12 protein-coding genes are annotated in these 12,242 nt (G+C 64.6%); 9 read left to right on the top strand and 3 right to left on the bottom strand.

Annotation, left to right across the window (positions count from 1 at the left end; translation table 11 throughout):
• The first annotated feature begins 146 nt into the window (after nt 1-146).
• Nucleotides 147-884 (top strand): TorF family putative porin, encoded by a 738-nt coding sequence (locus M2333_RS14040; protein WP_264583848.1) that lies wholly within the window; start codon nt 147-149, stop codon nt 882-884.
• Nucleotides 885-1,012: 128 nt separating this feature from the next.
• On the opposite strand, the gene M2333_RS14035 is transcribed toward M2333_RS14040, so the two are convergent.
• Entirely contained in the window at nt 1,013-1,558 is a 546-nt protein-coding gene (locus M2333_RS14035; protein ID WP_264612632.1) for a peptidylprolyl isomerase, read from the bottom strand.
• Between the two features lie 314 nt (nt 1,559-1,872).
• On the opposite strand from M2333_RS14035, the gene M2333_RS14030 reads away from it, so the two are divergent.
• From M2333_RS14030 to pgeF, 4 genes are all read left to right on the top strand, one after another.
• Nucleotides 1,873-2,373 (top strand): sterol desaturase family protein, encoded by a 501-nt coding sequence (locus M2333_RS14030; protein WP_264612188.1) that lies wholly within the window; start codon nt 1,873-1,875, stop codon nt 2,371-2,373.
• Between the two features lie 125 nt (nt 2,374-2,498).
• Nucleotides 2,499-3,362 carry a prolipoprotein diacylglyceryl transferase gene (gene lgt / locus M2333_RS14025; RefSeq protein ID WP_181561114.1) on the top strand — a complete coding sequence of 288 codons (864 nt, stop codon included), beginning with the start codon at nt 2,499-2,501 and terminating at the stop codon, nt 3,360-3,362.
• A complete protein-coding gene (locus tag M2333_RS14020) occupies nt 3,352-4,371 on the top strand; it encodes a class I SAM-dependent methyltransferase (protein WP_264612187.1) in 1,020 nt (339 codons plus the stop codon). The genes lgt and M2333_RS14020 overlap by 11 nt, the downstream gene beginning before the upstream one ends.
• Nucleotides 4,368-5,132 carry a peptidoglycan editing factor PgeF gene (pgeF, locus tag M2333_RS14015; protein ID WP_264612186.1) on the top strand — a complete coding sequence of 255 codons (765 nt, stop codon included), beginning with the start codon at nt 4,368-4,370 and terminating at the stop codon, nt 5,130-5,132. Before M2333_RS14020 ends, pgeF begins: the two co-directional genes overlap by 4 nt.
• A 31-nt stretch (nt 5,133-5,163) precedes the next feature.
• On the opposite strand, the gene M2333_RS14010 is transcribed toward pgeF, so the two are convergent.
• Entirely contained in the window at nt 5,164-5,808 is a 645-nt protein-coding gene (locus M2333_RS14010; protein ID WP_264612631.1) for an HAD family hydrolase, read from the bottom strand.
• A 116-nt stretch (nt 5,809-5,924) separates the two neighbouring features.
• Here M2333_RS14010 and M2333_RS14005 point away from each other — a divergent pair, with 116 nt between their 5' ends.
• The 4 genes from M2333_RS14005 to M2333_RS13990 all read left to right on the top strand — a co-directional run bounded on the left by M2333_RS14005 (nt 5,925) and on the right by M2333_RS13990 (nt 9,518).
• On the top strand, nt 5,925-7,034 hold the full coding sequence (locus M2333_RS14005) for an MlaE family ABC transporter permease (RefSeq protein ID WP_264612185.1): 1,110 nt from the start codon (nt 5,925-5,927) through the stop codon (nt 7,032-7,034).
• Nucleotides 7,031-7,831: an ABC transporter ATP-binding protein gene (locus tag M2333_RS14000; protein WP_264571668.1), complete on the top strand. Its 801-nt coding sequence runs from the start codon at nt 7,031-7,033 to the stop codon at nt 7,829-7,831. The genes M2333_RS14005 and M2333_RS14000 overlap by 4 nt, the downstream gene beginning before the upstream one ends.
• Before the next feature lie 74 nt (nt 7,832-7,905).
• The gene (locus M2333_RS13995) at nt 7,906-8,868 is read left to right on the top strand and encodes an MlaD family protein (RefSeq protein ID WP_264612184.1); all 963 of its coding nucleotides are present in this window, start codon (nt 7,906-7,908) and stop codon (nt 8,866-8,868) included.
• Nucleotides 8,865-9,518 carry an ABC-type transport auxiliary lipoprotein family protein gene (locus M2333_RS13990; RefSeq protein WP_264612183.1) on the top strand — a complete coding sequence of 218 codons (654 nt, stop codon included), beginning with the start codon at nt 8,865-8,867 and terminating at the stop codon, nt 9,516-9,518. Before M2333_RS13995 ends, M2333_RS13990 begins: the two co-directional genes overlap by 4 nt.
• Before the next feature lie 26 nt (nt 9,519-9,544).
• On the opposite strand, the gene pepN is transcribed toward M2333_RS13990, so the two are convergent.
• On the bottom strand, nt 9,545-12,145 hold the full coding sequence (gene pepN, locus M2333_RS13985) for an aminopeptidase N (protein WP_264612182.1): 2,601 nt from the start codon (nt 12,143-12,145) through the stop codon (nt 9,545-9,547).
• Nucleotides 12,146-12,242 lie beyond the last annotated feature (97 nt).

The raw sequence follows: 12,242 nt of genomic DNA, 5'->3' as shown, positions 1-12,242 counted from the left end.
TTGTGCGTCGCACAAGACAGAGGCATCAGGATCGCGGCTTGCCGGCAAGTCCGCTCAACCGCAACAAAATGCGGATCCAAAATGAAGCGATCGCCCGGCGCTGCAGGCAGGGACGATCGCATTTTTATCTCGTTAAGGGGAATCCCATGCGTAAGTCCATTCTGGGCCTCTCGGCCCTCGCTATTTTTGCCACTGCCACGCCTGCTCTCGCGCAGGACGATGACAGCGGCCTGACCGTTTCCGGCTCCGCCACCCTCGTGTCCGACTACCGCTTCCGCGGCTTCTCGCAGACGAATCAGAATGCTGCCATCCAGGCCGGCATTACCGTGACGCACGACAGCGGTTTCTACTTCGGCACCTGGGGCTCAAACGTCGACTTCCCCAATGTGGACGGCGCGGGCAATAACGTGACGGCTGAAGTCGACTTCTTCGCCGGTTACTCGACCGAGCTGACGCCGGGCGTCACGGTCGATGCTGGCCTGCTCTATTATGTCTACCCCAAGGATACGGTCACTGACGTGGCTCTGGACTTCTTCGAGCCCTATGTGACGCTCAAGACCACGCTCGGCCCGGTCGGCCTGGCAGTTACCGCCAACTATGCCTGGAAGCAGGATGCGCTCGGCAAGAACGATGCCTTCTACATCAAAGCTGCTCCGTCGCTTGCCATCCCTGGCACGCCCTTCACGGTTGACGGCAGCATCGGCTACGCGACGAGCGACAGCGCCCTCGGCGGCGATGACGGCGAAGTGTTCGACTGGTCGGCTGGCGTGAGCGCCAGCTGGAAGCAGCTGACCTTCGGCGTGCGCTATGTCGACACCGACGAGCCCGGCCAGCTTCGCGGCCGCGACGCAGCGGTCGTGTTCTCGGTCGGCGCAGCGTTCTGATCGAATAAAGTGCAGCCGTCACCGGGGGGAGACGGCTGAACAAAGGGGTCGCGACATCCGTCGCGGCCCCTTTTTGTTATGGACGACGATGGAGCGGCCGCGCTCATACAACCCGACCTCGACCCAGATCAGTCGGCCTTGGCCCTCCGAGCCGTAATGATACGAATGGCGGGCTCGAGCATCTGGCCCTTCATCACGCCGTCACCCTTCGTCGCGCTGCGCGGCGCATTCCAGATGCTGCGGATGACATCCATGCCATCGATCACCCGGCCGAAAGCGGCAAAACCCGGCTGATCCTGCATCGCGTCGAAGCCGCGCATGTCGCCCACGATGATGAAGAAATCGCCTGTCGCCGTCCCCGGCGCGCCTTGCGCCATGGAAATAACGCCTTCGATGTGGCTCAGCCCGGTTTTGCTGGTCGGCTCGTGCGGCACGGGCTTCAGGATGCGCTTTGGATCATTCTGCGTCCCGCCCTGGATGAATCCACCGGGCGTGCCATCCTCCCATTTGAAGGCACGATAGAAGAGCGTGCCATCGAGCCTCTTCCCATCGACATAGGCGAGGAAATTGGCCGCAGTCACCGGCGCCCGCTCCGTCTCGATCGCGAGGGTGACGGTGCCGGCGCTGGTCGTCAGGACGACCGGCACGGTCTCAAAGACCTGCGTCTCGACCACCTCCCGCGCCTTGGCAGCCTCCTCCTCTGCCTTGCGCTGGGCAGCGGCTGCCTCGGCAGCCCGCGCGGCGGCCTCGGCATGGTTGATCGCTTCCAGCTCGGCATCGATCTTCGCCTGAATCTCGGCTTCGGATCGCTGGGCGTGGGCCGGGGCAAGCGCCGTTGCCGAGAGGGTGGCCAGGGCGACGGGCATCGTCAGCCGGCGAAGGCGTGAGAGGATCATCATGACGCCATGCTAACCCGCGCTCTCCCCGCAAGACAAGGCAGCCCTTTCGCTTCACAGCCTGTCCCCGCAAGCCTATAGGCGGGAGCACCATGTCGTTCCTCAGCCTCGTCGCTCTCTTCATCCTCACCGTCGCGCTGATGGAGGGCTTTGCCTATGTGATGCACCGCTGGGTGATGCACGGCCCCGGCTGGTTTCTGCATGCCAGCCACCATCGGCCGCGAAAGGGCAATTGGGAGCTCAACGATCTCTATTTCGTGATCTTCGCCCTGCCCTCGATCCTGATGCTGCTCGGCGGCGTGCAAGGGGGCTGGGGCAACTGGGCGACCGCTGTCGGCGCGGGAATCGCCGCTTATGGCGCCATCTACCTCGGCTTCCACGACATCATCGTTCACCAGCGGGTAAAGCATCGTTACGTGGCCCGCTCGCCGTACATGAAGCGCATCGTGCAGGCGCATCGCCTGCATCATGTGGTGGAAACGCGCGAGGGCAATGTGAGCTTCGGCTTCCTGATCGCGCCGGCGCCGGAAGACCTCAAGCGACAACTCGCTGGCATGGATACAGGCCGCATCCGCGATGCCCGGGGCCGGTAGAAGGCTCTCGCCGCCAGGGCTGCTTTCCCTACCGAGGATATGGCTTGCAGCGCGGCCTGTCATTCTCCGGCCTTGGTGTTGCTGACGTCTTGCACTATGCAGCGCAAAACTGACGGGGAAAACACTTGACGCTTGCTGTCCTGGCCGCTGCTCAGCCCATCTATTTCCAGAATCTCGGGCTCGATCCGGTCGCCCTCGATCTCGGCTTCTTCGCGATCAAATGGTATAGTCTGGCCTATCTCGCCGGCATCCTGATCGGTTATTGGTATCTAACTGTGCTGCTCCGCCAGCCCGGCGCACCCATGGCACGGCGCCATGCCGACGATTTCATCTTCAATGCCACGCTCGGCATCATCGTGGGCGGACGGCTCGGCTATATTCTCTTCTATCAGCCGTCGATCCTTCAGAACCCCATCGACATCTTCAAGCTATGGGAAGGGGGCATGTCGCTGCATGGCGGCACGATCGGCGTGATCGCCGCGATCTGGTGGATGGCCCGGCGCGAGAAGCTCTCCTTCCTGCGGGTGGCGGACTATATCGCCTGCGTCGTGCCATTCGGGCTGTTCTTCGGCCGGCTCGCCAACTTCGTGAATGGCGAATTGTGGGGCAAGGTCACCACCGTGCCATGGGGCATCGTTTTCCCCGGCGGGGGCGACATGCCCCGGCATCCCAGCCAGCTTTATGAAGCGCTGCTGGAAGGGCCGCTGATGTTCGCGATCCTCGCCTTTTTCTTCTGGAAGACCAAGGCCCGCTACGAGCCCGGCAAGCTGTTTGGCATTGCCGCGCTCTGCTACGGCGCTGCCCGCTTCTTCGTCGAGTTCTACCGCGAGGCGGATTCCCAGTTGATGGAGTTCGCGGAACGCACCGGCCTGCATATGGGCCAGTGGCTGACCCTGCCGATGCTGGTGCTGGGCCTCTATCTGGTGGTGACCGCGAAGGGCCGCCGGACCCGCGTCGAGCCGATTGCCGGGCAGGACAGTGTCGCCTGACATCTGGCAGGGCCGCGACACTCTTTCGCTCCACGACTTTATGGCGGCAGCCAATGCCGCTTATTATGCCGGGCGCGATCCCTTGGGCGCGCGCGGGGACTTCATCACCGCGCCGGAGATTAGCCAGATGTTCGGCGAGTTGATCGGGCTTTGGGCGGCCGATCTGGCGTTGCGCGCGGGCGTCGGCCCTTCGGCCGCTTATGTCGAACTGGGACCGGGTCGCGGTACGCTCGCGGCCGACGCTCTGCGAGCAATGGGCCAAGCCAGGCTCGTACCGCCGGTCCATCTCGTCGAGACCAGCCCCACGCTGCGCGCACGCCAGCAGGCCGCAGTGCCAGGCGCGATCTGGCATGAGAGCGTGGCGACGCTGCCCGATGATCGCCCGCTCATCGTCATCGCCAACGAGTTTTTCGATGCGCTGCCGATCCGCCAATTCCAGCGCACCGGCGCGGGCTGGCGCGAGCGCTTCGTGCAGCGCGAGCCCGCCGCTTTCATCCTTGGCTGGGAAGATTGCGGCCAGCACATTCCTCTCCCGCTCAGCGACGCGCCGTTGGGGTCCATGGTCGAGCGCAATTTTGCGGCCGAAGCCATCGTCGCCGATATCGCACAGCGGCTCTGTCGACAGGGCGGTGCGCTGCTGACCATCGATTATGGCTATGAGGGACCGGCATCGGGCGATACGCTGCAAGCGATGAGCCAGCACCGCTTTGCCGATCCGCTCGATGCGCCGGGCACCCGTGACCTGACCGCCCATGTCGACTTCGGCATGATCGCCGCCGTGGGCCGGACGCACGGGCTGCGGCCACAGCCATGCATCGGGCAGGGCGCCCTGCTCACGGCGCTGGGCATCGATGCGCGCGCAGCCACGCTTACCCGCGCAAATCCTGCGCGTGCCGAGGATCTGCGCGCCGCGCGCGACCGGTTAGTTGAGCCCGATCAGATGGGTACTCTGTTCAAGGCCCTCGCCCTGCGTCACCCGGACTGGCCGGCATCGGCGGGGTTCGCATGAGCATCGAAGTGCTGCGCGCCGGCGCGCTGGGCGATGTACCCCACGGCTTTCTTGGGCGCACCGGCGGCGTTTCAACCGGCATTCACGCCGGGCTGAATGTCGGCTTGGGTTCGGATGACGAACGCGATGCCGTCCTGACAAATCGCGATCTGGCCCGTGACGCCGTGCTGCCGCAATCGACGCTGGTAACGCTTCATCAGGTCCACTCCGCCCGCGTCGTCATTGCGGACAACGCCTTTCCGCTCGACGCCCGACCGGAAGCCGATGCGCTGGTGACAGCGCGCCCCGGGCTGCTGCTGGGGATTCTCACTGCCGATTGCGTGCCGATCCTCTTTGCCGATCCCACCCATGGCGTGGTGGGGGCGGCTCATGCGGGATGGAAAGGCGCGCTCAACGGCGTGGCGGAAGCAACCATAGACGCCATGACGTCCTTGGGCGCAACGCGCGCCACCATCGCCTGCGCCATCGGCCCATGCATCGGCAAGGCGAGCTATGAGGTAAGCGCCGGTTTCGAGCGCTCGTTCCTGGAACGCGATCCCGATGACGAGCGCTTTTTCGCCGAGGGCCGCCCTGGCCATCTGCAGTTCGACATTGCCGGCTATGTTGGAGCGCGGCTGGCGCAGGCGGGCATCGGTACAGTCACGTTGCTCGACGAGGACACATACAGCCAGCCCGCGCGATTCTTCTCCTACCGTCGCGCCTGCCATGCCGGAGAGCCGGGCTATGGGCGGCAGATTTCGTTGATCGGACTGCCGGCTTAAACAACGCTGCCTTGTGTCGCGCCGCGCAACTTCACCAGTGAAGAACGGGCCAGCCCTCTTCCGCCGCCAGTGACGCCAAGGCGCGATGGGGATTGGCCGCATAGCCCTCGTCCGCAAAGCCCAACAGCGGCGCATCAGTGACATGATCGCTATAGGCGCGGACGTGCGCATCGGCCCGGGCAATCCCTTCGCGGGACATCCACGCCTCGATCATCCGCAACTTTGCGACGTCATAGCAGTTCTCACCTGCAATGCGTGCCCGGATGTAATCGACACCCTGGCTGAAATGATCGGTAGCAATCACATCATCAAAGCCCAGCCTCTTCGCAATCGGTTCCACATAAAGCCGGAAGGATGCCGAAGCGATCACCAGCCGGCAGCCGGAGGCGCGATCCTGCGCGATCTGGGCCAGCGCGCCAGCGCGGATGTTGCGCGCAATCACCTTGTCGGCATAGGCCTCCACGGCCGGGCGGATCCTCTCGCGATTGACCCGTCGCCCGATCAGCAGCGCCTGATTGAGTTCCTTCGCCCGGCCACGATTGACCAGCCGCAGCACGTAGCCGAGCATGACGATGCCCGCAAAAGGCAGGAAAATCAGCCGCCACGGCGCCAGCGAGAGAGCCATATGCGTGAGAAACGCCGCATAGGTGCCGCGCACGGTGATCGTGCGGTCCATGTCGTAGATCGCGATCCTCTGCACCGCTCAATGTCTCCCTGTACTCTCGGGCTGCGGCCCGCCAGATGGTCCAATTCGGCTTGCCGTGCAACGCAAACTGGCCCACTGTGGCTCAGATGACGCAATCTGCCGACCTCATCGAGAGCAACGATGCAACAGGCCGGACGGTTGCCTTCACCGGCAGCCTTGCGCTCGCCCAGATCGGCGATCTGCCCCATCGCACCGAGGCGATAGAGGGCGATGTCGCCCGGATCGACCTCACCCAGGTCACCCAGATCGACACAATCGGCGCGTGGATCGTCCACAGCCTCGCCAAACGCACGCAGGCGGAAATCACCGGCGCCAGTGACGACGCAATGCGCCTGCTCGACGTCGTCTCGCGCAACGATCAACCGCTGGAAACGCGCAATGTGCCGCCCCATCCGATCGTGCGCATTCTGGAGGAAGTGGGTGTTGCAACCCGGATGACCTTCAATACGATGATCGGCCTGCTCGGCTTTCTGGGCGCCGTCGTGATCACATCGTTCATGCTGCTGCGGCATCCCTCCCGCATCCGTCTCATCGCGGTCGTCCAGCGTATCGAGGTCGTCGGAATCTCGGCGCTCTTCATCATCGGGCTGATGAGCTTCCTCGTCGGCATCGTGATCGCGCAGCAAGGGTCGGTGCAGCTCGAGCAGTTCGGCATGGAAGTGCTGACCGTCAATCTCGTCGGGCGCCTGACCTTCCGCGAACTGGGCGTGCTGATGACGGCCATCATGGTCGCTGGCCGCTCGGGGTCGGCCTTTGCCGCGCAGATCGGCACGATGCAGCTCAATGAAGAAGTGGACGCGATGCGCACCATCGGCGTCTCGCCCATGGAAGCGCTGGTCATGCCGCGCATCATGGCCGCGGTCATCATGATGCCGCTGCTCGGCTTCTATGCCTCGGTCATGGCGGTGATCGGCGGTGCCTTCCTGTGCGCGGTCTCGCTCGATATTCCGCCCGTTACCTTCTTCCAGCGGCTGCGCGAAGTCGTGCCGCTGACCGACCTTTATATCGGCCTCATCAAGGCCCCGGTCTTTGGCCTGATCATCGCGATCGCCGGCTGCTTCCAGGGCCTGCAGGTGCGTGGCAATGCCGAGGAAGTCGGCCTACGCACCACGGCCGCTGTGGTGCAGGCGATCTTCATCGTCATCGTGCTCGATGCCATCTTCGCGGTGTTCTTCACCTGGCTGGGGTGGAAATGAGCGCTAGTGACGATCCCGTCATCTCCATCCGGGGACTGGTCAATCGCTTCGGCGACCAGACCGTGCATGACGGGCTGGACCTCGACGTGCGGCGCGGCGAGATTCTTGGCGTGGTGGGTGGATCGGGCACCGGCAAGTCGGTGCTGATGCGCTCGATCATCGGACTGCAAAGCCCTTATGCAGGCTCCATCGAGGTGTTCGGCGAACAGATGCTGGACCGCGACCCTGCTGACCCGGAATTGCTGGCAATCCGCAAGCGCTGGGGCATCCTGTTCCAGAACGGCGCGCTGTTCTCCACGCTGACGGTCTCCGAGAATGTGCAGGTGCCGCTGCGCGAATATTATCCCGATCTGCCGGTTCAGCTGCGCGAGGAAATCGCCGCCTACAAGATTCTGATGACCGGCCTTCCGGATAATGCGGGGCCGAAATTCCCCTCCGAGCTCTCCGGCGGGATGCGCAAGCGCGCCGGCCTCGCCCGCGCACTGGCCCTCGATCCCGCCTTGCTATTCCTCGATGAGCCGACTGCAGGGCTCGACCCCATCGGTGCTGCGGCGTTCGACGAGCAGACGCGGGCCTTGCAGGAGACGCTGGGCCTCACCGTGTTCCTAATCACGCACGATCTCGACACGCTCCACGCCATTTGCGACCGCGTTGCCGTGCTCGCCGATCAGAAGGTCATCGCGGTCGGAACGATCGACGAGTTGCTGGCGCTCGATCATCCCTGGATCCAGGAATATTTCAACGGGCCGCGCGGGCGCGTTGCCCATGGCCAGAGCGCCAAAATGAGAGGCGCGTGATGCACAATCGGCCGCAGACATGGACAGGGTGGAACCACGGCGCCATAAAGCCGTTGGGGGAAAGCAGGAAATAGATGGAAACACGATCCAACAATGTGTTCGTGGGCGCGGTCGTCCTGCTCCTGATGGCCTTGACGGTCGGGGCAGCCTTCTGGTTCTCACGCATCGGCGAATCTGATCGCAAGGAATATGACATTTTCTTCAAGCAGTCGGTGAGCGGCATCGCCCGTGGGTCGGCGGTCACATATGCCGGCGTGCCCTCGGGGCAGGTCCAGTCGATCGAGCTTTGGGAGCGCGACCCCCAGTTCGTGCGCGTGCGCATCGTCGTCAGCCGGACGACGCCTGTCCTGCAAGGCACGACCGCGACGATCAATGGGGTGGGCTTTACCGGCGTCTCGGAAATTCAGCTTGAGGGCGCAGTACGCGGCGCACCGCCGATCGTCTGTCCGGAGCACAATGCGCAATCGGTCTGCCCGGAAGGCGTGCCCGTCATCCCGACCAAACCCGGAGCGCTCGGCGAGCTGCTCAACAGCGCCCCGATGCTGCTGGAGCGGCTGACGACGCTCACCGAGCGCCTCACCGAGCTGCTGGATGATCGCAACCAGAAGCATATTGCCGGCATCCTGCAGAATCTCGATAAGCTGACCGGCGACATCGCCGCGCGTGGGCCGGAACTGGCTGATACCATTACACAAGCCAAGCTGACGCTCGAAAATGCCTCCAAGGCTGCCGAATCGCTCGCCCAGGCCGCGAACAACACCAATGCGCTGGTGAACGAAGAGGGTCGTCCCCTCATCCGCGACCTGCGCACGACGATCCGCAATGCCGGCGCCACTCTGGAAACGCTGGATGCGACGCTGAAGGAAGCACAGCCTGGCATGCGGACCTTCACCCGCGACACCATGCCGCAAATCGGCTTGCTGGTCCGCGATCTGCGTCAGGTCTCCCGTTCGCTTCAGGCTGTGACGGATACCGTTGAACAACAGGGTGCAGGCGCCTTGATCGGCTCGCCCAAATTGCCGGATTACAAGCCATGACCAACAGCAGAGCGAACGTGCAGACAGCCCCGGCGACCAGCGGAGCAGCGATGCGCAAGGCAGCGCGGGCGGCCCTGATCACGGGTCTGCTGATCTCGGCGGCCGGGTGCGTGAAGTTCGGTGCCGAGCCGCCCGACCGGCTGCTCGCCATTGCCAGCACGGCGACGGTGCCGGCCGGGGTATCGGCGTCCAGTGCCAGTGAATCCGCCCTGTTCATCGACGTGCCGAACGTGCCGAAGGCCCTCGCGACCCCGCGCGTGGCGGTGCGCGAGAACAGCACCAGCTTTGCCTATGTGAAGGATGCGATCTGGGTCGATACGCCGGCCCGGCAATTCCAGTCTCTCCTATCGGAGACGATCCGGTCGCGCAGCAATATCCTGGTGCTCGACCCCGGCCAGTATCTCGCCCGCGCCGGCTACATCCTCAATGGCGATCTGGTCGAATTCGGCATCGATGCGACGCGCCGGGAAGCGGTCGTCACGTTCGACGCGACCATGCTCTCGCCGGACGGCCTGACGGTGACGCGCCAGCGGTTCACCGCCTCCGCGCCGGTGAGCCGCATCGACGCAGATGGCGTCGCCCCGGCGATCAGCGCCGCCGCCAACGATGTCGCCAATGCCGTGGCGACCTGGGTCTCCAGCCGGACCTGACGTCCGGCCGCAGCCCTCTATCCCGCTCAGGCGAGGCTCTTCGTCGCCTGCTCCATCACGTCCCGCGAAAGGCCGGGTTCGGCGATGATCCGATCCAGCGCCGCGCGCATCGCGGCACCCCGCTGCGCATCGAACCGGCGCCAGCGACCAAGTGGCGGCACGAGCCGCGCGGCGGTCTGCGGATTGAGCTTGTCCAGCGCGATAATAGCCCCTGCCACCATCTCATAGCCCTTGCCGTCCGCCCGGTGGAACGCCCATTGGTTGGCGGCAAACGCACCGTAAAGCGCGCGGGCGCGGTTCGGATTGGCCAGGGTAAAGTCGGGGTGGCTGCTCAGCGCGGCGACATTATCGACCGTCTCCGGGTGGAAGGCCAAAGCCTGGGTCTGGAACCACTTGTCGATGACCAGCGCATTGCCCGCATAGCGGGCGTGGAACGCCGCCAGGGCCGCGTCCCGCTCCGCCGCCGTGCCATTGGCGAGAACAGCCAGCGCGGCCTGGCGCTCGGTCATATTATCCGCCTTCTCGAACTGGGCGAAGGCAAGCGCCGGGCCATCCGACGCGCCTGATGCGACCAGATAGCTCAACGCAACCCCGCGCAGCTTGCGGGCCGCGCGCGCGTCCGCCGAGAGTGAGAAGCCATTGCGCGCGCAATCGGCATGGAGCCTGCGCCAGTCCTGCTCCAGTTGCGCGCCGATCTCGTGCTGCAGCGCCTCACGCGCCGCATGGATGGCATCCGGATCAACGACCTGCATTTGATCGCCGAGATAGGCCTCGCTTGGCAGCTTCACCGCTTCGGCGATCAGCGCCCGGTCCAGCGTGTCGTCGCTGATCGTCCGGCGGATCGAGTCGATGATGACGCCGCTCTCCAGCGGTCCGCCCGCAATGTGGCTGAGCAGGCCATTGATCATGAGCTGCTGCAGCGCCTCATAGCGGCTGAACGCATCGTCATCGCGCGCGGCGAGAAAGGCCAGATCCTCGGCGCTCTGCTCGGCGTCCACGACGATCGGCGCAGAGAAGCTGCGATTGAGCGACAGCACCGGTGGCTGCGCGAAGCCGGTGCGCGTGATGACCGTGTCCGCCTGCGTCAGCACCTCCAACTCCTCGCCGGCATGGGCGCCCCTTTCCCGGTCGAACAGAGCGAACAGGAACGGGATGGCCATGGGCTGCTTCTCGCACTGACCCGGCGTCGGCGGCACGGTCTGCCGCAAGGTGAGCGTCACCGTGCCGCTCGTCGCATCATGCGCGGTCTCGACCGTCACGCGCGGCGTGCCGGCCTGGCTGTACCAGAGCCGGAACTGCGCGAGATCGATCCCGCCGCCATCTTCCATCGCGCGGACGAAATCCTCGCAGGTCGCCGCCTGCCCGTCATGCCGGTCGAAATAGAGATCGGAGCCCTTGCGGAACCGCTCCGGCCCCAGCAACCGGGCCATCATGCGGATCAGCTCGGCGCCCTTGTTATAGACGGTCGCCGTGTAGAAGTTGCTGATCTCCATATAGGATTCTGGCCGCACCGGATGGGCGAGCGGACCGCCATCCTCCTGGAACTGGGCCGCGCGCAGCACCCGAACATCCTCGATCCGTTTGACTGCCGCAGAGCCCATGTCGGCAGAGAATTCCTGATCGCGGTAGACGGTGAAGCCTTCCTTGAGGGAGAGCTGGAACCAGTCCCGGCAGGTCACCCGGTCGCCGGACCAGTTGTGGAAATATTCGTGCGCCACCACCGCTTCAATGGCGTCATAATCCGGGTCGGTCGCCGTTTCCGGGTCCGCCAGAATGTAGCGCGTGTTGAAGATGTTGAGGCCCTTATTCTCCATCGCGCCGAAGTTGAAGTCCGCCACCGCCACGATGTTGAACACGTCGAGATCATATTCGCGGCCATAGACGCGCTCGTCCCACGCCATCGAATCCTTAAGCGCCTTCATGGCATGGTCGGTGCGCGGCAGATCGCTTTCCGCCACCCAGATGCCGAGCTTCACCGGCCGGCCGCTCATGGTCGTGAAACTGTCCGCATTGCAGGCGAGATTGCCCGCGACCAGCGCGAACAGATAGCTCGGCTTGGGGAACGGATCGGTCCAGCGCGCCCAATGCCGCCCGCCCTCCAGATCGCCCGCCTCGACAGGATCGCCATTGGCGAGCAGCACGGGATAGGTCGCCTTGTCGGCGCGTAGGGTCACATCATAACGCGAGAGCACATCCGGCCGGTCCGGGAAGAAGGTGATACGACGGAAGCCCTCCGGCTCGCACTGGGTGCAGAGCAGGCCGCCAGAGGCGTAGAGCCCCATTAGCTGTGTATTCGCTGCAGGATTGATCTCGACCTCTGTCTCGACGACGTGGCTCTCGCCGGTCAGCGGGATCAGCAGGTCGCCGTCCTCGAGCTTCCAATCGGAGGGGGCGAGCGTGCGGCCGTCGACGGTGACCCGCAGCGGCGTCAGTCCGTCGCCATCCAGTCGCAGCGGCTGCGCATGGTTGCCGACGCGGGTGACCTCAAGCCGGGCCTTAACGCGGGTGGCGCGGGAATCGAGATCGAAGTCGAGGCTGATCTGCGGCACCTGCCAGAGCGGCGGGCGATAATCCTCGCGGCGGATGACAGGCGGGGTAGCGGCGGCTTGGGTGATCTGAATATCCATGCCCCAGTCCTATGCCCGCATCAGGCGGGGCACAAGCGGGGGAAGCCGCCAATGGCCAGAACTCCACCACCACGTTCCCGTTCGTGTCGAGCGAAGT

Source organism: Sphingobium sp. B11D3B (assembly GCF_025961735.1).
Taxonomy (GTDB): domain Bacteria; phylum Pseudomonadota; class Alphaproteobacteria; order Sphingomonadales; family Sphingomonadaceae; genus Sphingobium.
The sequence above is the reverse complement of the archived record's forward strand: the minus strand, read 5'-3'. Positions and strand labels throughout refer to the sequence as shown.